The organism is Borreliella valaisiana VS116 (assembly GCF_000170955.2).
Classification (GTDB): Bacteria; Spirochaetota; Spirochaetia; order Borreliales; family Borreliaceae; genus Borreliella; species Borreliella valaisiana.
In genome coordinates this window covers 295,501-320,586 of the sequence record NZ_ABCY02000001.1, presented here as the reverse complement: position 1 = coordinate 320,586, position 25,086 = coordinate 295,501, and the positions used below count along the sequence as shown (strand labels likewise).

At 29.1% G+C, this 25,086-nt stretch carries 29 protein-coding genes; all 29 read left to right on the top strand.

The genetic code is table 11. The features are described 5' to 3' along the window. Positions 1 to 21: 21 nt before the first annotated feature. Positions 22 to 600, top strand: coding sequence for an SAM-dependent methyltransferase (locus BVAVS116_RS01550; protein WP_006068963.1), 579 nt, complete (start codon positions 22 to 24; stop codon positions 598 to 600). Between the two features lie 46 nt (positions 601 to 646). Beyond that, positions 647 to 1,177, top strand: coding sequence for a chemotaxis protein CheW (locus tag BVAVS116_RS01545; RefSeq protein ID WP_006068310.1), 531 nt, complete (start codon positions 647 to 649; stop codon positions 1,175 to 1,177). After that, positions 1,167 to 2,006, top strand: a complete 840-nt coding sequence (locus BVAVS116_RS01540) for an NAD(+)/NADH kinase (protein WP_006068364.1) — start codon at positions 1,167 to 1,169, stop codon at positions 2,004 to 2,006. Before BVAVS116_RS01545 ends, BVAVS116_RS01540 begins: the two co-directional genes overlap by 11 nt. 99 nt (positions 2,007 to 2,105) lie before the next feature. After that, positions 2,106 to 2,231: a hypothetical protein gene (locus BVAVS116_RS06790; RefSeq protein WP_006068473.1), complete on the top strand. Its 126-nt coding sequence runs from the start codon at positions 2,106 to 2,108 to the stop codon at positions 2,229 to 2,231. A gap of 88 nt (positions 2,232 to 2,319) precedes the next feature. Further along, positions 2,320 to 3,078, top strand: coding sequence for a hypothetical protein (locus BVAVS116_RS01535; RefSeq protein ID WP_006068520.1), 759 nt, complete (start codon positions 2,320 to 2,322; stop codon positions 3,076 to 3,078). A 27-nt stretch (positions 3,079 to 3,105) separates the two neighbouring features. After that, positions 3,106 to 4,182, top strand: coding sequence for a hypothetical protein (locus tag BVAVS116_RS01530; protein ID WP_006068673.1), 1,077 nt, complete (start codon positions 3,106 to 3,108; stop codon positions 4,180 to 4,182). Further along, complete coding sequence (locus tag BVAVS116_RS01525) at positions 4,179 to 5,015, top strand: hypothetical protein (RefSeq protein ID WP_006068671.1); 837 nt, start codon at positions 4,179 to 4,181, stop codon at positions 5,013 to 5,015. The genes BVAVS116_RS01530 and BVAVS116_RS01525 overlap by 4 nt, the downstream gene beginning before the upstream one ends. Beyond that, a complete protein-coding gene (gene rsmH, locus BVAVS116_RS01520; RefSeq protein ID WP_006068462.1) occupies positions 5,008 to 5,898 on the top strand; it encodes a 16S rRNA (cytosine(1402)-N(4))-methyltransferase RsmH in 891 nt (296 codons plus the stop codon). The genes BVAVS116_RS01525 and rsmH overlap by 8 nt, the downstream gene beginning before the upstream one ends. Further along, the gene (locus tag BVAVS116_RS01515; RefSeq protein ID WP_006068844.1) at positions 5,895 to 6,176 is read left to right on the top strand and encodes a hypothetical protein; all 282 of its coding nucleotides are present in this window, start codon (positions 5,895 to 5,897) and stop codon (positions 6,174 to 6,176) included. Before rsmH ends, BVAVS116_RS01515 begins: the two co-directional genes overlap by 4 nt. Before the next feature lie 21 nt (positions 6,177 to 6,197). Then, positions 6,198 to 7,589: a UDP-N-acetylmuramoyl-tripeptide--D-alanyl-D-alanine ligase gene (locus tag BVAVS116_RS01510; protein ID WP_006068284.1), complete on the top strand. Its 1,392-nt coding sequence runs from the start codon at positions 6,198 to 6,200 to the stop codon at positions 7,587 to 7,589. A 17-nt stretch (positions 7,590 to 7,606) separates the two neighbouring features. Beyond that, entirely contained in the window at positions 7,607 to 8,662 is a 1,056-nt protein-coding gene (mraY, locus tag BVAVS116_RS01505) for a phospho-N-acetylmuramoyl-pentapeptide-transferase (RefSeq protein ID WP_006068629.1), read from the top strand. Positions 8,663 to 8,668: 6 nt separating this feature from the next. After that, positions 8,669 to 9,763, top strand: a complete 1,095-nt coding sequence (ftsW, locus tag BVAVS116_RS01500) for a putative lipid II flippase FtsW (RefSeq protein WP_006068894.1) — start codon at positions 8,669 to 8,671, stop codon at positions 9,761 to 9,763. 35 nt (positions 9,764 to 9,798) lie between these two features. Beyond that, entirely contained in the window at positions 9,799 to 10,542 is a 744-nt protein-coding gene (locus tag BVAVS116_RS01495; RefSeq protein WP_006068398.1) for a cell division protein FtsQ/DivIB, read from the top strand. After that, on the top strand, positions 10,542 to 11,783 hold the full coding sequence (gene ftsA / locus BVAVS116_RS01490) for a cell division protein FtsA (protein ID WP_006068679.1): 1,242 nt from the start codon (positions 10,542 to 10,544) through the stop codon (positions 11,781 to 11,783). Before BVAVS116_RS01495 ends, ftsA begins: the two co-directional genes overlap by 1 nt. Before the next feature lie 21 nt (positions 11,784 to 11,804). Then, positions 11,805 to 13,004: a cell division protein FtsZ gene (gene ftsZ / locus BVAVS116_RS01485; protein ID WP_006068239.1), complete on the top strand. Its 1,200-nt coding sequence runs from the start codon at positions 11,805 to 11,807 to the stop codon at positions 13,002 to 13,004. After that, positions 13,005 to 13,697 carry a tetratricopeptide repeat protein gene (locus tag BVAVS116_RS01480; RefSeq protein WP_006068342.1) on the top strand — a complete coding sequence of 231 codons (693 nt, stop codon included), beginning with the start codon at positions 13,005 to 13,007 and terminating at the stop codon, positions 13,695 to 13,697. Positions 13,698 to 13,706: 9 nt separating this feature from the next. Next, a complete protein-coding gene (gene dprA, locus BVAVS116_RS01475) occupies positions 13,707 to 14,651 on the top strand; it encodes a DNA-processing protein DprA (RefSeq protein WP_040351330.1) in 945 nt (314 codons plus the stop codon). 8 nt (positions 14,652 to 14,659) lie between these two features. Continuing rightward, entirely contained in the window at positions 14,660 to 15,208 is a 549-nt protein-coding gene (gene hslV, locus BVAVS116_RS01470; RefSeq protein WP_006068858.1) for an ATP-dependent protease subunit HslV, read from the top strand. Continuing rightward, the gene (gene hslU / locus BVAVS116_RS01465; RefSeq protein ID WP_006068763.1) at positions 15,201 to 16,547 is read left to right on the top strand and encodes an HslU--HslV peptidase ATPase subunit; all 1,347 of its coding nucleotides are present in this window, start codon (positions 15,201 to 15,203) and stop codon (positions 16,545 to 16,547) included. Before hslV ends, hslU begins: the two co-directional genes overlap by 8 nt. A gap of 32 nt (positions 16,548 to 16,579) precedes the next feature. After that, positions 16,580 to 16,987 (top strand): flagellar basal body rod protein FlgB, encoded by a 408-nt coding sequence (gene flgB / locus BVAVS116_RS01460; RefSeq protein WP_006068692.1) that lies wholly within the window; start codon positions 16,580 to 16,582, stop codon positions 16,985 to 16,987. Positions 16,988 to 17,010: 23 nt separating this feature from the next. After that, positions 17,011 to 17,469: a flagellar basal body rod protein FlgC gene (flgC, locus tag BVAVS116_RS01455; RefSeq protein ID WP_006068481.1), complete on the top strand. Its 459-nt coding sequence runs from the start codon at positions 17,011 to 17,013 to the stop codon at positions 17,467 to 17,469. Positions 17,470 to 17,483: 14 nt separating this feature from the next. Further along, positions 17,484 to 17,819 carry a flagellar hook-basal body complex protein FliE gene (gene fliE / locus BVAVS116_RS01450; RefSeq protein WP_006068564.1) on the top strand — a complete coding sequence of 112 codons (336 nt, stop codon included), beginning with the start codon at positions 17,484 to 17,486 and terminating at the stop codon, positions 17,817 to 17,819. A 14-nt stretch (positions 17,820 to 17,833) separates the two neighbouring features. Continuing rightward, positions 17,834 to 19,543, top strand: coding sequence for a flagellar basal-body MS-ring/collar protein FliF (gene fliF, locus BVAVS116_RS01445; RefSeq protein WP_006068427.1), 1,710 nt, complete (start codon positions 17,834 to 17,836; stop codon positions 19,541 to 19,543). Between the two features lie 15 nt (positions 19,544 to 19,558). Beyond that, on the top strand, positions 19,559 to 20,593 hold the full coding sequence (fliG, locus tag BVAVS116_RS01440; RefSeq protein WP_002556889.1) for a flagellar motor switch protein FliG: 1,035 nt from the start codon (positions 19,559 to 19,561) through the stop codon (positions 20,591 to 20,593). A gap of 14 nt (positions 20,594 to 20,607) precedes the next feature. Then, positions 20,608 to 21,528 carry a flagellar assembly protein FliH gene (fliH, locus tag BVAVS116_RS01435; protein WP_006068554.1) on the top strand — a complete coding sequence of 307 codons (921 nt, stop codon included), beginning with the start codon at positions 20,608 to 20,610 and terminating at the stop codon, positions 21,526 to 21,528. 18 nt (positions 21,529 to 21,546) lie between these two features. Next, positions 21,547 to 22,857: a FliI/YscN family ATPase gene (locus tag BVAVS116_RS01430; protein WP_006068418.1), complete on the top strand. Its 1,311-nt coding sequence runs from the start codon at positions 21,547 to 21,549 to the stop codon at positions 22,855 to 22,857. Further along, positions 22,854 to 23,285 (top strand): flagellar FliJ family protein, encoded by a 432-nt coding sequence (locus BVAVS116_RS01425; RefSeq protein ID WP_006068888.1) that lies wholly within the window; start codon positions 22,854 to 22,856, stop codon positions 23,283 to 23,285. Before BVAVS116_RS01430 ends, BVAVS116_RS01425 begins: the two co-directional genes overlap by 4 nt. Then, entirely contained in the window at positions 23,278 to 23,895 is a 618-nt protein-coding gene (locus BVAVS116_RS01420) for a periplasmic-type flagellar collar protein FlbB (protein WP_006068503.1), read from the top strand. The genes BVAVS116_RS01425 and BVAVS116_RS01420 overlap by 8 nt, the downstream gene beginning before the upstream one ends. A gap of 7 nt (positions 23,896 to 23,902) precedes the next feature. Continuing rightward, positions 23,903 to 25,084 carry a flagellar hook-length control protein FliK gene (locus BVAVS116_RS01415; protein WP_006068250.1) on the top strand — a complete coding sequence of 394 codons (1,182 nt, stop codon included), beginning with the start codon at positions 23,903 to 23,905 and terminating at the stop codon, positions 25,082 to 25,084. The last annotated feature ends 2 nt before the right edge of the window (positions 25,085 to 25,086 follow it).

Genomic DNA, 25,086 nt, shown 5'->3' with positions numbered 1-25,086 from the left:
AAGTGTATTAAAGGGATTGATGTGTATTGCCTGGATGATGAGTATTCTCAAAAAGCTAAAAGAGAAGGGTATTTGGCAAGGTCTGTGTATAAATTGATAGAAATCAATGAAAAATTTTCTTTATTTTCTTCTGGTAATGTTTTAGATATTGGTGCAGCACCTGGTAGTTTTTCCCAATATGCTTATAAAAAGCTTAAAAAAGGCATTTTAGTATCTGTTGATATTAATGACATTGGTCTTAAATATGTTAATAATTTTTATTTTGTAAAGGGAGATATATTTTTAGAGGATACGGTTTCTAAAATTAATATGTTTGGGCCTTATAGTCTTGTAATTAGCGATGTAGCTCCTAGAACTACTGGAAATAGACTTGTAGATACCAGTAATTCTTTTAATTTAAGTATGAGAATAATAGATTTATCGCTTGAAGTTTTACTTAAAAAAGGAAATTTGCTTATTAAGGTTTTTCAGGGGGGAGATGAGATGCAAATTTTTAAAAGGTTTGAAAAATATTTTAAATTTGTAAAAAAAATTAGGCCCAAAGCTGTAAGGAAAAATTCTTTTGAAATTTATTTTTTAGGTAAAAGTTTTGGCAAGTAGTAATTTAATTAAATTGTTGTAAGTATCAATTTAAAGGTATAAAAATATGTTGAAAAAAGAAATATCTAAAGAGAGGAAGTCACAGCTTCAAGTTGCGGGTTTTAAAATAGGCAAAGAAAGTTATGGGGTGTCAATAGAGCACATTAGAGAAATTATTAAAGTTCCATCAGAAGGAGTTTATGCTATACCAAATGTTCCTGAATATATTATAGGTATTTATAATCTTAGAGGCAGTATTATTCCTTTGGTTAATTTAAATATTAAATTTGGAGTTCCTTCTATTTCAACAACAGAAGAAGATATGCTTTTGACAGGATATCTAATAGTTAAGATTAAAAATAAACTTTTGGGCATTTTTGTTGATAGGGTTCTTAAAGTTATTAGCTTTGATGATTCTAGAATCCAAGAACCTCCTGCTACTTTGCAAACTTTAGATAGAAAATATATATCCGGAGTTGTAAAGCTTGATGAGACTGATAATCTTGAGAGTGAATATTTAGTATTAATTGATATTACAAAAATTTTTGATAAATGTGAATTTGACGATATTCCTTATAAAGATCAATATGAAGAATAAGGTACTTCTTTGCATTAATACTTTAAAGTCAGGAGCTAGTCTTTTAGGCAATGATATTAAAGTTTATTTAGAAACCAAGTATTTTGTTGAGGTGGTGTTAATAGATGTTGGCAGGCCTTTATTTTCTTTTCCAAAAGAAAATTTTCTTTTTTTGGTAACTTTAGGAGGAGATGGAACAGTTCTTTTGGCTGTTAATTTGCTTCTTGAAAGTAAAAATTTTGATATTCCTATTATTTCAATTAATATGGGCAAGGTAGGGTTTTTGGCAGATATTAAGATCGAAGATTTTAAAAAAGTCATAGATAAATTTTTTAACAATTCTTTAGTTATTAATAAAAAATTTTTGCTTCATGCAACAGTTTATCAGCACGGTAAAGATTTAATTTCTAAATATGCTTTAAATGATATTATTATTCGCTCAAGCGTTCTTAATAAAATGATTTATGTAGATCTTAAGGTTAATTCTGAAAGTTTTTTATCATATAAGAGTGATGGGATAATTGTATCTACTCCAACAGGTTCAACAGGGTATTCTTTCTCAGCAGGAGGTCCTATTTTAGAAGCAGATCTTGAGGGGTTTTTACTTACACCTATTTCTCCCCATTCTGTTTATAATCGTTCTTTTGTGTTTTCTAAATTAAGTAAACTTTCTCTTTCTTTTTCAAAGGAATATTTCATAGCAGCAGCATCAATTTTTTTAGATGGAATTAATTTTGGTTCTTTTGGAGTTGATGTTGTTTTTGAATTTAAAATTTCTTCTCAAAGTTTGAATTTTGTTTCATTTTGCACGGATACTTTTGTTAAGAGATTGAAAAATAAATTATTGTAAGTTTAATGCTTTTTCAAGCAGTGTTCTTTAAATAAATATTGTTATTGGCTGTTAATTGAATGCTTGATTTAATCTAATCTTTAATAAGACTAGGGGATTTTGTATGTTTTAAGACTTGATACTTTCAAAAAGTATTTAAAATTTTACATAATTTATTATAAGGATGTTAGTGCTTTGCTTATTGGTAAAGTTAATGTTCCAAGGGTGTTTTTTATAAATTTATAACTTGTTAAAATATTTAATATGTTTGTTATTAAATCAATGTATTGGATAGCTGATAAATCACCTTTGTATGAGTTTTAGGCGGGTGTTTATGGATTTAATTGATAATGAAAATTATAAAAAAATAGTGTACATTAATAATCTTATTTTAAGGACTTTAAATGATATAGCAGCTATAAAAGAGACTAGTGAATTTACATTAAATGCTAAGCTTTCATCTGATCTTATTGATTTTAATTTAAATGTTTTAAGTTATGTTTCGTCTTTAAATTATTTTTATACTAGGCCTAGATTGAAAGTTAATTATTCTATAAAAAAAATTTTGTCTGGATTGATTTCTGATTTTAGTTTAGTTATTAGTCCCATTCTTAGCATCACTCCAAGAGAGTTAATTGAAATGCCCCAGGCTCTTAACTTAAACCCTGAAGAGAGGTTTTTAATTATTAAAAAATTGGGCTATTTAATTGATTTGGCTAAAATTTTTAGCAAAAAAGATTCTAAGACGCTTGTTTTCCTTGAGGATGTATATCTTAAATTTATTATTTTTTCTAAAAATATTATTGACTTTAGAGATTTTTCTAAAAATTTAAAACTTGAGAGTCCTTATTATAAATTTCAATTTGAACATCTTATTAAAGTGTTTGAGCTTTTAGAAGAAGGAGCATTTATTTTAAGAAGTAAATATGAGCTTAGTGGATCTCATGAATTTGGATTGCATTCTCTTGGTTATCTTGAAGCTGGAAGATCTTTAGCCACAATAGCTTCTCAAAAAGAAGTTGCTGAAAAATTTTCAAGGTTTCATGGAGTTTGGTCTTCAAAGTTTAGTTCGGATTTAATTAAGGCAAAATAGATAGATTAAAGTGGGAGAGAATTTATATTGAGTTTCAATTCAGAAGAGGGTGCAGTTAAATTCAAGAAATTAAAAGTTTTTTTGATCTTGAGTTTGTTTTTGTTATTTATAATTTTGATTGATTTTTTTATAAGATCTACTATGAATGTATCTAATTTTTATGATTTTAAGAGTTTTGAAAATAAATCCGGTTATAAAAATATAAATTTAAGCAAGAATGTTTTTGTATCAAATAAGGTTTTAAATCTTAATTTTGGAGAATCTTGTTATTCTCTTTTAAGTGATAACTTAATAAGTTATTCAGATTATTATTATGTGCTTTTAAATTCTAGTCAGGATTATTCTGTTTTTTCTGTTAAAAACAATAAATTTTTATTTAAGCTCAAGTTCAAGGATTTTGTTTTTGTAATAAATAATTTAATTTTTACTTTAAACAACTTGTATAAAACTTTGGAGATTTATGATTCTGGTGGAAATAATATACTAGTGCTCAATTTTTTGTCCTCAATTTTAAGTGTGGATTACAATAATGAAGTTTTAGTTTTAGGGCTTTCTAATGGAGAGGTTAATATATATAAACAAGGCAAGATAATTTATACGGAAAATTTTTTGGAGAGAAAATTTCCAGCATGGTTTGTTAAATTAAGTTTTGATAATAAATATTTAGTTTCAATAAAAGGTAATTCCAAGTATTTTTTAGAAATAATTGATTTAGAGAATAATTATAAAAAAATTTTAGAATTAAGCGATTTAGCTATTAATAGTTTTGAGACTTTTATAAAAATAGATGATTATTATAATTTGTTTATTGAAAGTGAAAATTCACTTGTGGTGATAAATATTAAAAGTGTTAGAATATTTAAAGTTGAAAATAAAAATTCTATTTTAAGAGCATCATATGATTATTTTCAAAATATTTACAGAATATATTTTTATTCTGAGAGTGAAAAAATTATTAATATAAAGACTTATTCTGCAAATTCTTTTAGATTATTTGATAATATTTTTATTAAAGATGAAATAAGCTCTTTTGTTGAATTTGGAAATGGAATTTTGTATTTTAATACTAATAATGATTTAAAATATTTGGGATTGGGACAGTGATTTTAATTGTTTTTATATTTTTCTTTAATATTTTAGATTTATATCCATTTTTGGAATTTAAAAATGATGAAAAGTTTGCTTTAGTTAAAGATTTTGGTGCATTGGATAATAATAAATTGAATATTGGAATAAGATTAAGGCCCTTGAAAAAAACAGTATCTGTTTTTTCAAATAATTATAAAATCTTATATTCAAAAAATAGAGTAGATAGAAATAGTAGTATTTTGATCATTTTTGACAATGATTTAAATTTGAATTTAGGGATTTTAGGGGGTTTTTTTTATAAACTTGGAAAGATTTTTTTAAATGATGAAAAGAGTGTTATTGATTTAGTAGTTAATGATCCTAGTGCTAAAAAGATTATCAATCCTTTGTTTGTTATTAAGAATAAAAACAATGTAGTTGCTGAGACAGTTTATACTTTAGGTAAGGTGTTTTTAAAAGGAAAGGGTGATGATGAGAGATTGGAATTATTAAAAAATACAAATTTAAGTGTTGATTCTGGTCATTACAGTCTTTTATTATATTTTCATACTCAAAAATTAGAATCTTTTGAAAATTCTCTTAAAGGAATTTATTATTTTGAGATCATCTTGAATAATGAAAGTATTTTTCGTTCAGATTTTCAAAATATTTTTTTGATTAATAATACATATATTTTAACTCAAGAGAAAAATTACGGATTAGATATTTTGAATATTAAAAAAGATGGCGGATGCCTTAAAATAAATGATCTTAATTTTGTTAAGGGTAAGAATGAAATTAAAATAAAATATGGCGATGTTTATGGAAATGAAAAAAAAATAATTTATAGGTTTAAATTAAATGAATAATAATGTTTTTCATTTTCCAGTACTTCTTGATGCAATTTGTAAGCTTATAGAAGATTTGCCTGTAAAAAGCGATTCAATATACATTGATTCTACTCTTGGAGAAGGTACTCATGCAAAAGCTATTCTTGAAAAATATGACTTTTTAAGTTTGATTGGAATTGAAAGAGATTTTCAAATTTTACAAAGAGCAAAGCAGTTCCTTCTTATTTTTGAAGATAGAATTACATATTTTAATGATTGGTTTGATAATTTTTTTGCCAATTACCCTTTAAATGCCAAAGCCAATTTTATTTTAGTTGATCTTGGTATTTCTATGTTTCATTACAAGGGCAGTAAAAAAGGATTTTCTTTTCTTGAAGATGAACCTTTAGATATGAGACTTTGTTCTTCTTCTTGCAGCATTAGTGCGGCTGAGATTGTAAACACTTTTAGTAAATATGATCTTGAAGAATTAATTTATGATTTAAGTAATGAACATTATTCTAGAAGAATCTCTAAAGCTATTGTAGAATATCGAAAAATTAAAAAAATACAAACTACAAAAGAGTTACAGTCCATAATAAATAAAGTTTATCCTTTTTCAAAAGCTAAAATAAATCCAGCTACAAAAACTTTTCAAGCGTTAAGAATTTATGTAAATGATGAGCTTACTAGGCTTAAAAGGAGTTTGCCTTTGTGGGTAGAAAATTTAGCTAAAGATGGAATTTTAGCTATTATTACGTTTCATTCAATAGAAGATCGTATTGTAAAAGATTTTTTTAGGAGTTTAAGCTTCGATTTGTATGCTAAGATTTCAAAAAAGCCTATTATTCCAAGTTTCGATGAGATTAAAAAAAATAAACCTTCAAGAAGCGCAAAGCTTAGAGCTGTAAAAAAATTATGAATAGCATAAGTAAAATTGAGTTTGAAGTTTATTGTATTTTAATTTTGATACTAACAGTTATACTGTGTTTTAACATTTACTTAAATTTCAGATATGTTGTAAAGCTTAGAGAATTTTATCATCTAGACAATGAACAGGAAAATATTATTGATGATAATTTAAGATTGCTCACAGTAATATATGAACTTGAAAATATTAATAGAATAGAAAGCTTTTCTTTTTCAGAATTGAATTTGGAAAAGAAGGCTAATGAAGATATAAATATTTTTTCTGAGTAAAAAATTTAGAATGAGGTTTGTGTGCGTATAAAGATTAAAGATATTTTAATCTCTTCTAAAGATGTGAAGTTTGTAGGGAATATAAAAAATATTGAAAAGATAGTATCGTTTTACTCTTTAGATAGTAGAGAAATAAAGAATGATAATATCAATGTTAGTCTTTATTTTGCATATAAGGGAAATAAAGTAGATGGATTTTCTTTTGTTAAGTATTTAATTGATTTGGGTGTTAAATGTTTTGTATGTTCAAGAGATCATGAATCTGAGTGTATTGAATATTTGAATGATAATGAAGAATTAGTATTTTTGCTTACAAGCAATGTAATAAAACTTCTTCAAACTTTAGCATCGTGTTTGATTGAAAGAACAAGCTTTAAAAGAATTGCTATTACAGGCAGTAATGGCAAAACTACAACCAAAGAGATGCTTTATAGTATACTTTCGAAGAAATATAAAACTTACAAAACTTGGGGTAATTTAAATTCTGACATTGGGCTTCCTCTTAGTATTTTAAGGGTAGAAGGTAATGAGGAATATGCTGTTTTTGAAGTTGGAGTTAGTTATGTTGGAGAAATGGATCTTTTATCCCAAATTTTAAAACCGGAAATTGTTATTATTACGAATATAAGCTACGCACATATGCAAGCTTTCAAGGAGCTACAAGTTATTGCTTTTGAAAAGAGCAAAATAATTGGTAGAAACATTGAAATTTTTGTTTTAAATGAAATGAATGATTATTGTGTTTATCTTGAAAAAAAAGCAAAAATCGAAAATCCAAATGTTAAAATTGTTTATTTTGATTTTGAAAATCTTAATATTAAATCATTTTCTTTTCTGGAAGGAAAAATTTTTTATGATTTTATTTACAAAGGGTTTGAATACTCTATTTTATTGCTAGGCAGGCATAATATTTTTAATGCAATAGGGTGTATTAATTTGGCTTTATTTTTAGGAATGGGAGAAAAAGAAATAAGAGAAGGTTTAATTGAAACTGCTTTTCAAAAGGGTAGGGCAGAAATTTTTACACAAAATGGATATTTAATTTTAAATGATTCTTATAATGGGAATATGGGTTCTTTTATGGCCTTAAAAGATATAATTTTGGATCTTAATATCCAAAATAAAAAATTTATAATTCTTGGATCTTTTAAAGAGCTTGGAGAATTTGAATACAAAACTCATAAAGATTTAATTCAAGAAGCTATTTCAATGAATTTTGATAAAATTTTTCTAATTGGTGAAGAATTTTTAGCTGTTAGGGATTCTGAAAATTTAGTTGAAAAGTGTTTATATTATTTTAGTGAGTTTGATAAATTTATTGATTTTTTTTTAAAAAGCTTAGAACCTTCAGTTTTTATTGTAATTAAGGGCTCAAGGTTCAACAGGTTGGAGAGAATTTTAAATTATATTTAGTTGATAATGAGGTTCTTATGTTTTACCTTTTAGGTTTGCGGTTGCTCAAATATATTACCTTTAGAATGGCTTATGCTACAATTTTTGCATTTTTGCTTTCCTTAATTGTAGGCCCCTATATTATTTTAAGGTTAAAAAAATTAAGAGCTGATCAGATTTTAAGAGAAGATGGTCCTAAAAGGCATTTAAGTGAAAAAACAGGAATTCCTACTATGGGGGGCATTCTTATTTTTTTTTCTGTTTTTATCTCTTTAGTGTTTTGGAGCAACATTCTAAATGTTTATTTTTTGATTATGGTTTTTGTTATGCTTGGATTTGCTTTTTTGGGATTTATAGATGATTTTTTGAAAATCAAAAAGAAAACTTCAGATGGACTTAAAGCTCGATTTAAGGTTTATGGGCAAATGATATTTTCTTTTATTTCTGTTGGCATTCTGTATTATTTTGGGGGTGAGCATGTTAGTATAATCTATTTCCCTTTTATTAAATCTTTTCAAATAGATTTGGGTGTATTTTACATTCCTTTTGGCATGTTTATTTTAATTTCTGCTTCTAATTCTTTTAATTTAACAGATGGGCTTGATGGGCTTGCAATTGGATTAAGTATAGTTATAACAGGAGCTTTAATAATAATCGCCTATCTTACAAGCAGGGCTGATTTTGCAGCTTATTTACATATTCCAAATATTAAAGGCTCTGAAGAGCTTGTAATATTTCTTGGAGCTTTGCTTGGGGGTAGTTTTGGATTTTTATGGTTTAATGCCTATCCTGCTAAAATTATGATGGGAGATACGGGTAGTCTGGCTCTGGGCGCCATTCTTGGAATGGCAGCTTTGATTTTAAAAAGTGAAATACTATTTTCAATTCTTGCGGGTGTTTTTATTATTGAAACTATGTCTGTAATTATTCAAGTCATGGTTTACAAAAAGACTAAAAAAAGAGTATTTAAAATGGCCCCCCTTCACCATCATTTTGAAGAACTTGGGTGGTCTGAGATGCAAGTTGTTATTAGATTTTGGATAATAGGATTAATATTTGCTATAATTGCTTTAAGTACGATAAAAATCAGATAATTTATTATGTTTGTAGAGATAAATTCACTTAGGATATGTTATTTACTTGTTTTGCTACTGTTAGTAGCCTATGGCCTTGTAGTTTTTTATACCTCTTCCTTTTTTCTAAGTTTAGAGTTGACAGGTAATCCAAATTTTTTATTTTTTACAAGACTTAATTATCTTTTTTTGAGTTTTATAGTTTTCCTAGTTTTTGAGAGAATTTCTTTAAATTTTTTAAAAAAATCAATATTTCCTGTATTGATTATAACTCTTTTTTTAATTCTGGCAACTTTTTTAGCCCCAAGCATTTCTGGAGCAAAAAGATGGATATTCTTTCAAGGTATTAGTATTCAACCTTCTGAGATTTTTAAAATATCTTTTACTGTTTATCTTTCATCTTATTTGAGTAAGTTTGATCTAAGAAAAAACAATGGTGTTTCATATTGGTTAAAACCAATGTTTATTTTTGCAATTTTTTGGGTGTTAATAATTTTGCAAAATGATTATTCAACAGCTATTTATTTTGCTATTCTTTTTTTTATTGTTTTGTTTGTTTCTAATATGGCATTTAGTTATGTTTTTGCTATTGTGATTACTTTTTTGCCAGTTTCTGCTATATTTTTGATGCTTGAACCTTATAGAGTTTCTAGAATTTTTGCCTTTCTCAATCCTTACGACGATCCTTCTGGCAAAGGTTACCAAATAATAGCATCTCTTAATGCTTTAAAAAGTGGGGGAATTTTTGGCAAAGGTTTGGGAATGGGAGAGGTAAAACTTGGAAAACTGCCAGAGGCTAATTCTGATTTTATTTTTTCAGTTCTTGGAGAGGAATTGGGATTTTTAGGTGTTTTGTTTGCTATAAGCTTATTTTTTTTGTTTTTTTACTTTGGTTATTTTATAGCTATTCATTCTGATAGTAGGTTTAAATTTTTTCTTGCATTTATTTCAAGTCTTGCAATTTTTCTTCAAAGTATAATGAATATTTTAATTGCAATTGGGCTTTTGCCTCCCACCGGGATAAATTTGCCGTTTTTTTCATCTGGAGGATCTTCTATTATTGTTACCATGGCGCTTTCTGGTCTTATTTCAAATGTTGCAAAAAACTTAAGTAATAATTGATTAAATTTTTCTAGTAGTGTAAATCGGGTTAGTTTATGATTTTTGAGAGAAAATTTTTAATTAAGTATATATATTTTTTTACGTCTTTAATTTTTTTTGAAATAATAATTATTATTTTTGTGTCTCCTTATTTTTTGATTAGATATATTATTATTAATAATGATATTTCTTTTTCTAAAGAGGAAATAATCAGAATTTCGGGAATTAAACCTAATACATATTATCATAATGCTAATGTTAGAATATATGAGGAGAATCTTAAAAAAGATTTAAGAATAAAGAATGTTAAAGTTGATCTTAAGTTTCCTAACAAAATTAATATTAAAATAGAGAAAAGGATACCTGTTGCTGTTGCTTTAGAAAACGTAAATGGTAATATTACTTATTATTGTATTGCATCAGATGGTGTAATTTTGGAAAAAAGCAAGTATTTAACCTACGATTTACCTATAATTAGCGGATTAGTTTTGAATGACAATAATGTAGGAGATTTTCTAGAGGATAGAATGCTTAATGTTGTAAGAGGCCTTGATTATCTTAAAATAAATCAAAAATATTTGTATAATTTAATATCAGAGGTCAATTTTTTAAAATTGAATTTTTATGATTATAATGTAATTTTGTATATTAAAAGTATATATAATAAAATATTGATAACAGTTGATATGGATTTAATGGATGTAATGCATAAAGTGTTTCTTGCGGTTGATTTGCTTAAAGGAAAACCTGGCGTTATAGATTTAAGAAGTGGTGATATCATTTTGTTAGGAGAAGGTTAGTGTCTAGGAATTTGATAGTAGGTTTGGATGTTGGAACTTCAAAAATTTGTACGGTTGTTGCTGAGGTAAATTTAAATGATCAATTAGAAATAGTTGGAATAGGCACTAGTATATCAAGGGGAGTTAGGAAGGGAGTTTTAATAAATATTGAAGCGGCTCTTGATTCAATATCTAATTCTATTGAGGCTGCAGAGCTCATCTCAGGATGTGATATTACATCTCTTTCGGTTTCTATGTCTGGAAGTAGTGTTGAAGGAACTAATTCACGTGGTGTTGTTGCAATAAATTCAAAAACAAGAGAGATTAACGAAGAAGATGTTGAAAGGGTGATTGAAGCAGCAAAAGCAATTGTAATTCCAATGGATAGAGAAATTCTTCATGTTATTCCTCAAGAATTTATTGTGGATGGAATACCTCATATAAAAAATCCAATAGACATGATGGGTATTCGTCTTGAAGGGGAGGTGCACATTATTACGGGGTCTAGCTCTTCTAGTCAGAATTTAGTCAGATGTGTAAATCGAGCTGGATTTGCCGTTGATGAGGTTGTTCTTGGAAGCTTAGCTTCATCTTACGCAACTCTTTCTAAAGAAGAGCGTGAGATGGGTGTTTTGTTTATTGATATGGGTAAAGGGACAACGGATATTATTCTTTATATTGACGGCTCCCCTTATTATACGGGAGTGATTCCTATTGGTGTTAATAGGGTGACTCTTGACATTGCGCAGGTTTGGAAGGTTCCTGAGGATGTTGCTGAAAATATTAAAATAACAGCTGGAATTGCTCACCCATCTATTCTTGAGAGTCAAATGGAAACTGTAATTATTCCAAATCTTGGAACTCGACCCCCTCAAGAGAAAAGTAGAAAAGAGTTGTCTGTAATAATTAATTCAAGGCTGAGAGAAATTTTTGAAATGATGCGCGCGGAAATACTTAAACGGGGACTTTATAATAAAATTAATGGTGGGATAGTTTTAACAGGTGGAGGGGCTTTATTCCCAGGTATTTCTAATTTAATAGAAGAAGTATTTAATTATCCCGCAAGAATAGGTTTGCCAATGAGTATTAATGGAATTGGAGAAGAGCATATAGATCCCAAGTTTTCTTCAGCTCTTGGTCTTGTTCTTTATAAGCACGAGCAACAAAAATTCAATAAATTAAAGAAGGTAAGCAGTAAAGTTAAAAGAAAAAATAAAATATCTTCAAAGTTGAAAGGTTGGTTTTTGAAAGAATGGTTTTGACCAATCGTGGAGGAAGCGTTGATGAAAGATTATAATATGATTGATAGCAACACAAGAAGATTTGATTCTACTACAAATCCTACAATTCTTAAAGTGATTGGTGCAGGAGGAGGAGGCAGTAATGCTGTTAATCGTATGATTGAATATGGAGTAAGAGATGTTGAATTTATTGTAGCCAATACTGATCTTCAGGCTCTCCAAACCTCTATTGCTCCCATAAAAATTGCTCTTGGGGCAAAAGTTACAGCAGGACTTGGTGCTGGAGGAAAGCCCGAGATTGGACAAGCTGCAGCGGAGGAAGACATAGATGTTATACGTAATCATCTTTCCGGTGCTGATATGGTGTTTATTACTGCTGGTATGGGGGGTGGAACAGGAACCGGAGCCGCTCCGGTTATTGCGCAAGTCGCAAAAGAGCTTGGTATTTTAACAGTTGGAGTTGTAACAAAGCCTTTTAAGTTTGAAGGTCCTAAGAAGCTGAGACTTGCTGAGCAAGGAATAAATAACCTAAGGAAGTCCGTAGATACATTAATTATTATTCCAAATCAAAAGCTTTTAACTGTTGTTGACAAAAGGACTACCATTAAAGATGCTTTTAAGCGTGCAGATGATGTTTTGAGAATGGGTGTTCAAGGTATTGCGGGACTTATTATTGAGCATGGAGAGGTTAATATTGATTTTGCTGATGTTAAAAGTATTATGCAAGGCCAAGGCGATGCTTTAATGGGGATCGGGTATGGTAAGGGTGAGAACAGAGCTGTTGATGCTGCAACTTCTGCAATTAGCAATCCACTACTTGAAGAAGTTCGTATTGAAGGGTCTAAGGGGCTTCTTGTTAATGTTACTGGTGGAGATGATTTTTCATTGCTTGAACTTGAAGAGATTATGGGAATAATTACTGTTAGTGTTGATGATGAGGCTACTGTAATATATGGTCATGCCATTAATTCAAATCTTGAAGATGAAATTTATGTTACTGTTGTTGCTACAGGTTTTGCATCTAAGAGACAAAAAGAAATATCAAATGTGCCAGAAAATAATACTTTAAGCTCTAAAGAGTTTGATACTTTAATGTCAGGCAATCAAAATATTCCTTCTGGATCTTATGAGCATCAAGATTCTTCTTTTGCAACAAAGTCCAAAAATGTTAATTATTTTGATGATGATATTGATGTTCCAACATTTCTTAGAAATTTAAATAAAAAAAGTAGCGATGATTAGATGAAAATTTTGTCGTTAATAATACTTATTAATTTATTTTTATCTTGTGGTAGCGAATCTAAAGAAAAATTGAATCTTGGGCTTAGATTAAGAGAATTGGAAATTTTAGGCGGCGGATCTGAATCTAAGATTGAAGTCTATAAAGAATTTATTGAAAAAGAAGATAAAAATATTTTAAAGATAGTTAATTCTATTGATAAGAAAGCTAGATTTTTCAATTTGATTGGTCTTGAATTGTTTAAGCTTGGTCAGTATGGACCTGCTATTGAGTATTTTGCTAAAAATTTAGAAATCAACTCTAATAATTATTTATCTCATTTTTACATAGGTGTTGCTTCTTATAATTTAGCTAAAAATTTAAGAGTAAAAGATGAAGTTGAAAAATACATAACTCTTGCTGAAAATTCTTTTTTAAAATCACTTTCAATCAGAGATGATTTTAAAGAATCTCTTTTTGCTATTTCTAATATGTATGTATATGATCTTGACAAACAATTTGAGGCTAAAAATTATTTAAACAAACTTGAAGATATGGGCGAGAATTATTTTGAGTTTTTCATGTTAAGAGGTGCAAATTATTATTCGCTAGGTGATCTTGGTAATGCTATATTGTTTTATGAGAAAGCTAGTAAAAATGCTTCAACTGAAGAGCAAAAAGAAGGTGTTTCTAGGATCATGAGTAATTTGAAGTAATTATTTATGATGAAATTGCTTTATATTGATAATTTGAAATTTTTAAAAAGCAAGGAAAAATTAAAGCTTTTTAATAATTTTGATTTTAATGATATTATTAAATTGACCCAAAAGGACATTGAATCTTATCTTTTAAGATCTTTTAGAAGATCATTTAAGCTACCCAATTTAAAATTAGTAGAATTACAAGAAAAAGTTATTCGAAAGACAAATGCCAAAATCACTACTCTAGGGTCTAAGTTTTATCCTAATAAGCTTAAAAGAATTTATGATCCTCCTTTTGCTATTTACTATAAAGGCAATTTACCAAATTTTTCTTCATTGTCTTGGGCTGTTGTTGGTTCTAGAAAAATTAGCAAAACTCTTGCTGAGAGAACAAGAGAATTTTCTTCACATCTTGCAAAAAATGGTGTAGAGATTATTTCTGGATTTGCGATTGGAGCTGATATTGAGGCTCATATAGCAGCAATAAATGAAAATAGCAGGACATTTGCTGTTATTCCAACAGATATTGATAATATTTATCCTAAGCAAAATCGAAAATATGTTTTCAAGCTTTTAGAGCAAGGTGGAGGAATAATTACTGAGACTTTACCGTTTGACAAAATTCAAAATTATTTTTTTGCTAAAAGAAATAGATTGATCTCAGGCTTATCGGATGCTATTTTTATAACTTATGCGCCCTTAAAATCGGGAGCTTTGATTACGGCTGAACTTGGTCTTGATTTGGGACTTGATATTTATGTTTATGATTTAAATTTTTGTGGTGATGGAGCTATAAAATTGTACGGTTTTGGGGCGCAAGAGATAAAAACCGTTAAGGATCTTTATGCTTTATTGAATATTAAATATGTAGATTCCAATAATATTGAAAACGATTCTAAAGAGTGTTGTAATTGTAAAAATGTATCTGATGTTCTTATTGGAGAACTTTTAAAAGAGGTATATGAATAGGGGGTAATATGGACTTTAAAGGAACCACAGTTATTGCAATAAAAAAAAATGGTAAGACTGTGGTAGCAGCAGATGGACAAGTAACTTTTGGACATACTGTTTTAAAGAGTAATGCTATTAAAATACGAAAATTGCTTAATGGGAGAATTTTGGCAGGATTTGCAGGCTCAACGTCTGATGCAATTACTCTTTTTGAAAAATTTGAAGAAAAAATTAAGGCAAAAGGTGATGGATTGATTGACATTAAAAGAGCAGCTGTTGACCTTGCAAAAGATTGGCGTTCGGACAAAATACTTCATAAGCTTGAGGCTATGATGCTTGTTGCTGATTCTAACAATATTCTTTTGATTTCTGGCACTGGCGATGTTGTTGAACCTGAGGAGGATGTTATTTCAATTGGTAGTGGTGGTAATTATGCGTATTCAGCGGCTCTTGCTTACATGGAGAACAAAAAATTAAGTGCTTTTGAGGTTGCGCGCAGATCTTTAAAAATAGCAGCAAGAGTATGTATATATACTAATTCTAACATTGTGCTTGAGGAGATTGAAAATGAATAAATTAGAGGAGCATTATATAGTTCCCAAAGATGTAGTTGAAGAGCTTGATAAGTACATCATAGGTCAAGACGAAGCTAAAAAATTAGTATCGATTGCTCTTGTTAATAGATATATAAGGTCCAGGCTTCCAAAAGAAATAAAAGATGAGGTAATGCCTAAAAACATTATTATGATTGGGTCAACAGGCATTGGAAAGACTGAGATTGCAAGAAGACTTTCTAAGTTAATTAAAGCTCCTTTTCTTAAAGTTGAAGCTACAAAATATACCGAGGTTGGTTATGTTGGTCGCGATGTTGAATCTATGGTTAGAGATTTGATGAGCATTGCAGTTAATATGGTAAAAGATGAGATGTATAGTACCGTAAGAGAAGATGCTTTAGTAAAAACAGAGGAGAGAATAGTCGATAGTCTTTTTAAAGGATCTGGTAATTCTAAGAATATAGATCCAAATGAAATAAAAGCAGAAGAAAAGGTAAAAGAGAAGCTTAGAAAAAAGCTTAGGGCAGGCGAGCTTGATGATACTACTATTGAAATACAAATTTCTAGTAAAATGCCATTTTCCACAATAGAAATATTTACAGGTGGTAATTTTGAAGAAATTGATATGGGAATTGGCGGTTTATTAGGCAATATATTTGATAGAAAAAAGAAAAGAGAATTGAAGATTAAAAAGGCAAAGGAAATAATTTTAGCAGAAGAGCTTGAGAAATTGGTTGATCATGAGAACATTTCAGATATTGCAAAATCTAAAGTTGAAAATATGGGAATTATTTTTATTGACGAGATCGATAAAATAGCTGCTAAGAATAGGAGTGGGAATGATGTATCTAGAGAGGGCGTTCAAAGAGATATTTTACCAATTATTGAAGGTTCTAAAGTTAATACAAAATATGGAATAGTTGATACTTCTCATATTTTATTTATTGCAGCAGGAGCATTTAATTTAGCTAAACCCTCTGATTTAATACCCGAGCTTCAAGGGAGATTTCCAATTAAGGTTGAGCTTAAGAGTCTAAGCATAGACGATTTAAAAAAAATTTTAAAACAAACAAAAAATTCTTTAATAAAGCAATATGTTGCGATGTTTAAGGTTTATAATTTAGATTTAAAGTTTAGCGAGGAGGCTGTAGATAGAATTGCAGAGCTTACTTTTAATATGAATCTTGAGAATGAAAATCTTGGTGCCAGAAGACTTCACGGTGTTATGGAAAGAGTGCTTGCAGATCTTTTTTTTGAAGTGCCAGGTAGTAAGTTGAAAAAATTTGAAATAAACTTGGACTATGTTAATAAAAAAATACAAATTAACGAACAAAAAGATTTAAATTATTATATAATTTAGTTAAAAGCAATTTTAAACGAGGGGGTTTTAATTTGAATGATTTTGAAAGATCTATAGATTTTTCACATAGGTATTTAGATGTTCTAAGTTTAAGACAAAGCGTTATTTCTGACAATATAGCAAATGTAAATACTCCAAATTTTAAGAGAAGTAAAATTTCTTTTGAGTCAGAGCTGGAAAAGGCTTTTTTAAATAAAAATAGAAATGATCTAAACTTAATCAAATCTAGTGATAAGCATTTGTCTAGACTTAAAAATCCAGAGTATTTAGATATTAAGCCTCATAGACTTCTTGATCATTTTTCAACCATGAATAATAATGGCAATAATGTTGATATTGATTCTGAGATTAAGTCACTTGTACAAAATCAAATGATGTATCATCTTATGACCAATGTTCAGTCGCATTATTTTAAAAGTATAAATATTGTATTAAAATAAATTAATATTTTAAGGAATGTAAAATGGGATTGTTTTCAAGCATTAATGTAGCTTCAACGGGATTGACAGCACAAAGGTTGAGGATAGATGTTATTTCTAATAATATTGCAAATGTTTCTACTTCTAGAACTCCTGATGGTGGACCTTATAGAAGGCAAAGGATTATTTTTGCACCAAGGGTTAATAATCCTTATTGGAAAGGTCCTTTTATTCCAGATTATCTTGATAATGGTATTGGGCAAGGAGTTAGGGTTGCTAGCATTGAAAAAGATAAGTCTCCACTAAAGTTAAAATATGACCCAACCCATCCTGATTCAATAAGTTTTGGAGATAAAAAAGGTTATGTGGAGCTTCCTAATGTCAATTTAGTTGAAGAAATGGTAGATATGATTTCAGCTTCTCGTGCTTATGAGGCAAATTCTACTGTTATTAATAGTAGTAAGTCTATGTTTAGAAGTGCATTAGCTATACTTCAAAGCTAAAGGAGAGATCATTGATGAGAATAGATGCTTTTTTTACAGAGAATAATATTAATTTGGTTAAAAAAAATCCTTTGCATTTTGATGTGAATCTTTTTGGTTCTTCTAAAAGCATTGCCAAAAGCAATGATATTAAAACATTTAAGGATGTTTTAATAAATACGATTACTGATGTCAACAAAAGTCAATTAAATGTTTCTAAAGTTATGGAACAAGCTGTTCTTAAACCTAGTAGTGTTGATGTTCATGATTTTGTAATAGCGATTTCTAAAGCTAATATGAAGTTAAGCATTTTAAAGGCTGTTGTTGAGAGAGGTATGAAGGCTTATCAAGATATAATCAATATTCGTTAAGGAGCCATAAGATTTTGAGCAATTTTTTTACTAATTTTTTTGTTTCAGCAAAAGGAATCTTCAAAAAAGCTAGTACGGTTCAGAAAATAGCCTTAGGATTGATTATTTTTTTTGTTATTCTTGCGTTTGTTTTTTTGATAGGACTTTCTACTAAAAGTCAAAGTATTGCTCTTTTTGGAGTTGAGATTAAAGATCAATATCTCTTAGATAGGATATCGCAAAGACTTGATAGAGAAAATGTTAAATATTTTTTGAGTTCCGATGGAAGAATTTATTTAGATGATGAAAAGCTTGCAAAGAAAATGAGAGCAATTCTTGTAAGAGAAGAGCTTGTGCCTATTCATATGGATCCATGGGCTTTGTTTGATATTGATAGATGGACTATTACTGATTTTGAAAGAAGCATTAATCTTAGAAGATCTATTACAAGAGCTGTTGAGCAGCATATTGTAGCTTTAGATGATGTTGATGCTGTTAGTGTGAATCTTGTTATGCCCGAGAAAGCTCTTTTTAAGGAGGCGCAAGAGCCTGTTAAGGCATCTGTTAGAATTACCCCAAGACCTGGCTCTGATATTATTACTAATAGAAAAAAAGTTGAAGGGCTTGTTAAGCTTATTCAATATGCCATTGAGGGTCTTGAATCTGATAATATTGCTATTGTTGATAATAGTGGAACTATTTTAAATGATTTTTCTAACTTAGATGGAATAGATAGGATAGACTTAGCAGAAAAAGAACGTAAGTTAAAGCTTAAGTATGAAGCTATGCTTAGGGGAGAAATTGACTCTGCATTAAGTAAGGTTTTATCTGTTGATAGATTTATGATAGCAAGAGTAAATGTAAAACTTGACACCTCAAAAGAAACTATAGAGTCTAAAGAGTATGCTCCTATTGAGCTTCAATCTCAAGATCCAAAAGCTTCTTATAACACCAGAAAAGTAAGCGATTCAACTATTATATCTTCTCAGACTCAGAAAAAAGAATATCAGGGGCAAGGATATAGTCCGTGGGGGCCTCCTGGTCAAGAAGGCAATACTCCCCCTGAGTATCAGGATTTAAGCGATATTACTGGTAAATATAATGAGTCTCAAGAGATCAAAAATGTTGCTTTAAATGAAAAAAAATCCACAAGTGAAAAAGAGCCGGCTAGGATCGTAGGTGTTTCTCTTGGTATTTTTGTGGATGGTATTTGGAGCTTTGTTTATGATGAGAAGGGAAATTTCGTAATAGAAAATGGAATGAGAAAAAGAGAATATAAGCCTATGGCATTAGAAGAAATAAAGAATATTGAAGATGTTTTGCAAAGTTCTTTTGAATATAAGCCAGAAAGAGGCGATTCAATAACAGTTAGAAATATATCTTTTGATCGTATGAATGAATTTAGAAAAATAGATGAGAACTATTTTGCAAGTGAAAGGTTTAAATATTTTTTATTTATTGCAAGTATAATATTTTCATTATTAATTTTAGTATTTACAATATTTTTTGCTATTTCTAGAGAACTTGAAAGGCGAAGACGTCTTAGAGAAGAGGAATTGGCAAAGCAAGCACATTTGAGACGTCAACAAGCCTTAATGGATAGTGGGGATGATATTGGCGTTGATGATGTTGTTGGTGGAATTAGGGAAGGTGATGAGCTTCAAAGCAATGCTGAGCTTTTAGCCAGGGAAAAGCCAGAAGATGTTGCCAAGCTTATAAGAACATGGCTTTTGAAAAATGCGTAGAAGGTAGTAATTGATATGGAAGAAAAAAAAGAAAAGGAGATTCTTGATGTTTCTGCTTTAACAGGTAAGCAAAAGGCTGCTATTTTGTTGGTTTCAATAGGTTCTGAAATCTCTTCTAAAGTGTTTAAGTATCTTTCTCAAGAAGAGATAGAGTCTTTGACATTTGAGATAGCAAAGCTTGAGACAATTACTTCTGAGCTTAAAGATAATGTTCTTTTAGAGTTTAAAGAATTAATGATGGCTCAAGAATTTATTCAAAAGGGTGGAATTGATTATGCAAGAGAGCTTCTTGAAAAATCTCTTGGGACTCAAAAAGCAGTTGACATTATTAATAATTTGGGGTCTGCTTTACAGTCTAGGCCTTTTGAATTTGTTAGAAGAGCAGATCCTGCAAATATTTTAAACTTTATTCAACAAGAACATCCTCAAACAATTGCTTTAATACTTTCATATCTTGATCCCCAAAAGGCTTCTTTTATTCTTTCTAGTTTGCCTACAGAGGTACAAACCAATGTTGCAAGAAGAATTGCATTAATGGATAGAACTTCTCCTGAGGTTGTAAGAGAGGTTGAGAGAGTTCTTGAGAAAAAACTAGCTTCTCTTTCTTCAGAAGATTACACATCAGCAGGAGGGGTTGACAATGTTGTTGAGATAATTAATATGGCTGATAGAAAGACAGAAAAGTTTATTATTGAGTCTCTTGAAGAGGAAGATCCAGAGCTTGCGGAAGAAATTAAGAAGAAGATGTTTGTATTTGAAGATATAGTTTTGCTTGATGACAGATCTATACAAAGGGTTTTAAGAGAAATAGATGGTCAAGAATTAGCAAAAGCTTTAAAATCTGTAGATATTCCTGTCCAAGAAAAAATTTTCAAAAACATGTCCAAAAGAGCAGCTTCAATGCTTAAGGAAGATATGGAATTTTTGGGGCCTACTAGGCGAAAAGACGTTGAAGAATCCCAGCAAAAAATTGTTTCTCTTATTAGAAAATTAGAAGAACAGGGAGAAATAGTTATTTCAAGAGGCGGTGAAGAAGATGTGCTTGTCTGATAAAGGAGTTTTGTTTGCCTAAGGTTTTATATAAATCGTCAGAAGTTGATAATTCAGTAAAGTTTGAATTTGTTGAGATAGCAAAGCCTGTTTTTGAATCTTTAGAAATTAAGGAGAAAGAAGGTAAGGTTTACGACATAGACAGTCAAATTACCAATCTTAAAGAAGAGTTGCAATTTCTAAGAGATGAAAAATTACGACTTGAAGAAGAGCTTGCTAAAAGACAAGAACTTGCCAAAGAAGAAGTCCAAATTGAGTCTAAGAGGCTTATTGAAGAAGCTAAGATAAAAGCCAATGAAGTGCTGGAAGCAGCCAAGCAAGAAGCAGATCTTTTACAAAGAGAAGCTATTAATAAGAAGGAATCTATTGAGGCTGAATCTAATGCTGAGATTGAAAGATTGGTAAGAGAGTATGAAGAAAAATTAAAAACAGATCTTGAGATAGCAATAGCTAAGGGTAGGCAAGAGGGATATAGTAAAGGTTATGAAAGCGGTTTTGAAGATTTTGACAAAGTTATGAGGAAATTGCATAGTATAATAGCAACTTTAATTGCCGAAAGAAAAGGTATTCTTGAATCATCGGGTGGCCAGATAGTAAGTCTTGTCATGCAAATTGCAATTAAGGTTATTAAGAAAATTACAGATTCTCAAAAAGACATTGTCTTAGAAAATGTTAATGAAGTGTTGAAAAGGGTAAAAGATAAAACACAGATTACTATTCGTGTAAATCTTGATGATTTAGATATTGTTAGACATAAAAAGAGTGATTTTATTTCTAGGTTTGATGTTATAGAAAACTTAGAAATCATAGAAGATCCCAACATAGGCAAAGGCGGCTGTATAATTGAAACTAATTTTGGAGAGATTGATGCGCGTATTTCTTCTCAGCTTGATAAAATAGAGGAAAAGTTTAAAAATTTTTCATTGTTAAGTTAAATATCCAAAGGAATTTTAGTGAGCAATTTTTTTGAAGATTATTTAAGACAAGTAGATGATATTGAAACTGTATCTTTTGTTGGTAGAGTGCAAAAGATAAAAGGTCTTTTAGTTGAAAGTTTGGGACCTCAGTGTGCCGTTGGAGATTTGTGTTTAATTGATCAAAGAAATAATAAAAAAGTATGTGCTGAGGTTTTGGGATTTAATGGTCCTTATGTTAGTCTTATGGCCTATGAAGGATTTAGTGGGATTGAAGTTGGAAATAAAGTCTATTCTTTAAACAAAGGGCTAGAAATAAATCTCAGTGATGAGCTTTTAGGAAGAGTTATTGATTCTCTTGGTAGGCCTATTGATAATAAAGGGGCATTTTTAAACAATAGATATAAAGAGTTAATTTTTGAAAAAATTAATCCAATTAATAGAAGTATTTTTGAAGAGCAAATATTAACAGGGGTTAAGGTTCTTGACGGATTTTTACCAGTTGCTAAAGGGCAAAGAGTTGGTATTTTTTCTGGTGCTGGTGTTGGTAAGTCTACTTTGCTTGCTATGATTGCAAAAAATTCAAATGCAGATGTGAACGTTATTGCTTTTATTGGGGAAAGGGGTCGAGAGCTTAATGAGTTTATTGAACATGAACTTGGTGAGGAGCGTTTAAAAAAAAGTGTTTTAGTTGTTTCAACTTCTGATGAATCACCCATATCAAGGTATAAGGGAGCTTATGTTGCTACTATGATAGCAGAATACTTTAGGGAGCAAGGCAAAGATGTTGCTTTGCTTTTTGACTCTATTACTAGGTTTGCAAATGCTAAAAGGGAGATGTCTCTTTCCTTAGGAGAACCTCCAGTAGCTAAAGGCTACCCCCCTTCTGTTTTTTTTGAAATCCCAATTTTACTTGAGAGATCAGGGTTTAATGGTAATGGCGGAAGTGTTACTGGGTTTTATACTGTTCTTGTTGAGGGGGATGATTTTACAGAGCCTGTAGTCGATAATATTAAGGCTGTTTTGGATGGTCATATTATTTTAGATAGAGATTTGTTTGATAGAGGGATTTATCCCTCTATAAATGTTCTTAGTTCAACGTCAAGATCTGTTCATAGAATAATGAGTTTAGAAAAACAAAAATTAATAATGAAAGCCAGAAATTTATTATCTGTTTATAAAGATTATGAAGATCTTGTTAGAACTGGGATTTATCTTAAAGGATCCAATAAGGATGTTGATTTTGCAATTTCCAAGTATCCTAAGATTATTGATTTTATTTCTCAAGGAATAAATGAGACATTTGATTTTGAAAATTTAGAAGATGAAATAAGGGAAATATTATTTTGAATGATTTAAACTTTAGAAAACAAAAGCTTAATAGAATATTAACCATTAGAACTTACTATCGAAAGTTAAGTGAGAGAGACTTAATGGATGTAAATAAAAAAATTTCAAAAATAAATCAGTTTTCAGATGAAATTCCCAATATTTTAAAAAGCTTGAATAGTCCCGATGATCTTTTTATAAGAGGTTATATAGACTGTTTAAATTATAAAAAAAAACAAAATTTTAAAATTCTTGAAAAACTTAGAAAAAATTATAATGAGTGTTATGATACTTATGTGAATAAGTATAGGGAAGAAAAAAAGATTAAGATATTAATAAAAACTTTAAATAATTCTATAATTAGAAATAGAGAAAAGAAGGAAAGCTTATTGCTAGATGAGTATGTAAATTATAAAGTTTGTCAAAATCTGAGGATTGAAAGTGAGTAATTTTTTATCGTTTTTTTTTAGGGCATTTTTTTTGTTATGTTTAATTGTTATTTTGTTTTTCTTTGTATTATTCTCTATTGATTTTCTTGGAATGTATAATACTAAGAGATATTTCCCTAAGTTTATAAGAACTAAGTTTTTAGGAGAAACTTCTCTAGTCTTTGATCATAATTCTAATATAATTCTTGATGAAGCTAGACTTATTAAGGAAAGGGAAGCTATTGATATTAAGAATCAGCAGATTGAAAAGCTTAAAGAAGATCTAAAATTAAGAGAAGACAGTTTAAATAAGCTTGAATTTGAGCTTAAGCAAAAGCAGAAAGATTTGGATTTAAAACAAAAGGTAATAGATGACATTATAAATAAATATAATGACGAGGAAGCAAATATTTTACAAACAGCTGTATACTTAATGAATATGCCGCCAGAAGATGCTGTTAAGCGGCTTGAGGATTTAAATCCTGAGCTTGCAATATCTTATATGCGAAAAATTGAAGAGCTTTCTAAAAAAGAAGGTCGTATTTCAATTGTTCCTTATTGGTTGTCTCTTATGGATGCTAAGAAAGCTGCTATATTGATTAGAAAAATGTCTGTTAGTTCATTGGAGTAGTGCTTATATGAGTAATTTATTAAATTTAAGTAAAGCTTATGGCAATAAATTTAATCTCTTGAATACAATTAAAGGATTAAATTCAAATGTTTCTAAAACGGAGTCTAGAGAGAATACGGGTTCTTTTTTTAATATTATGTCTTTTGAATCTAAGAAATTAGCTAAAGCAAAATTTATGATATTTGATTTTTTAAATTTTTTTAAAGATAATGGACTTATTGCTAAAAATTTAAAAAAATCGCCTTTAAATAAATCTTTTTTTTTAAAAAAACTTGATAATGAGGCTTTTGTTTCTGATTTGAAATCCTTGATTGCTAGAATGAATGTTTTTTTAGATTTTGAAGGTTTAAATATTAAAGAAAATTTAACGTTTAATTTTGATAATTTTGATCTTTTAAGTAAAGAAAAATTTTTTGAAAAAATTGAAAGACTTTGTTTGGCTTTTAATGATTTAAGTTCTTTTTTAGGTTTTGATTCTTCAACTGCTTTGATTAATTATAATAGTCATGTCAGTTTGAATGATGAAAAGAAAGAAGAAAATGTTATTAATATTGATGTAAAAAATTTTAAGAAAAACAATGATTATCATAATGATTTTGTTTTTTCAAAGTTTAGCTTAAATACAATTGATGGTCAAAATTTTGTTGGTAGGTATAAGGTTAAAGAAATATCGGACGATTCTTTAAAAGGTTTTGTTGAAGAATTTACCAATTATAATATAAAAAGCTCTAAAGAGGTTGATAGTTTTGATTTTGTCAACAGTTTAAAGCCAGAGTGGAATTTAAAGATTAATAAAAATATTGTGGATAAAGCTAAAATTGTGTTAAAATCGAATAATACAGGAGAGATTAAGTTGGTTTTAAAGCCCAAAGAGCTTGGTAGTATACGAATTAATTTAAACCTTGATTCTAATAATAATTTATTGGGAAAGATCATAGTGGATAATCAAAATGTTAAAATGCTTTTTGACCAAAATATGCATTCATTAAATAAAATGCTTGGTGAGAGTGGTTTTAATGCCAGCTTAAATCTTTTTCTTGCAGGCGAAAATTTAAATTCTTTTTCTAAAAATTTTAAAGATGATTCTAAGGATCAAAATTTTTATTTTGGTTATAATAAATTTTTTCAAATTGAAGAAGAAGTTGAATTTTCTTACGATGTAGATAAGAATATTAATTTGATTGTTTAGAA

Coding starts and splice junctions, on each gene's coding strand:
- BVAVS116_RS01480 (WP_006068342.1), top strand. CDS start 13,005: ATGAAAATTTTGTCGTTAATAATACTTATTAATTTATTTTTATCTTGT.
- BVAVS116_RS01415 (WP_006068250.1), top strand. CDS start 23,903: ATGAGTAATTTATTAAATTTAAGTAAAGCTTATGGCAATAAATTTAAT.
- hslU (WP_006068763.1), top strand. CDS start 15,201: ATGAATAAATTAGAGGAGCATTATATAGTTCCCAAAGATGTAGTTGAA.
- BVAVS116_RS01545 (WP_006068310.1), top strand. CDS start 647: ATGTTGAAAAAAGAAATATCTAAAGAGAGGAAGTCACAGCTTCAAGTT.
- dprA (WP_040351330.1), top strand. CDS start 13,707: ATGAAATTGCTTTATATTGATAATTTGAAATTTTTAAAAAGCAAGGAA.
- BVAVS116_RS01495 (WP_006068398.1), top strand. CDS start 9,799: ATGATTTTTGAGAGAAAATTTTTAATTAAGTATATATATTTTTTTACG.
- fliE (WP_006068564.1), top strand. CDS start 17,484: ATGAGAATAGATGCTTTTTTTACAGAGAATAATATTAATTTGGTTAAA.
- rsmH (WP_006068462.1), top strand. CDS start 5,008: ATGAATAATAATGTTTTTCATTTTCCAGTACTTCTTGATGCAATTTGT.
- BVAVS116_RS01540 (WP_006068364.1), top strand. CDS start 1,167: ATGAAGAATAAGGTACTTCTTTGCATTAATACTTTAAAGTCAGGAGCT.
- flgC (WP_006068481.1), top strand. CDS start 17,011: ATGGGATTGTTTTCAAGCATTAATGTAGCTTCAACGGGATTGACAGCA.
- BVAVS116_RS01515 (WP_006068844.1), top strand. CDS start 5,895: ATGAATAGCATAAGTAAAATTGAGTTTGAAGTTTATTGTATTTTAATT.
- BVAVS116_RS01535 (WP_006068520.1), top strand. CDS start 2,320: ATGGATTTAATTGATAATGAAAATTATAAAAAAATAGTGTACATTAAT.
- fliG (WP_002556889.1), top strand. CDS start 19,559: ATGGAAGAAAAAAAAGAAAAGGAGATTCTTGATGTTTCTGCTTTAACA.
- mraY (WP_006068629.1), top strand. CDS start 7,607: ATGTTTTACCTTTTAGGTTTGCGGTTGCTCAAATATATTACCTTTAGA.
- hslV (WP_006068858.1), top strand. CDS start 14,660: ATGGACTTTAAAGGAACCACAGTTATTGCAATAAAAAAAAATGGTAAG.
- ftsZ (WP_006068239.1), top strand. CDS start 11,805: ATGAAAGATTATAATATGATTGATAGCAACACAAGAAGATTTGATTCT.
- ftsW (WP_006068894.1), top strand. CDS start 8,669: ATGTTTGTAGAGATAAATTCACTTAGGATATGTTATTTACTTGTTTTG.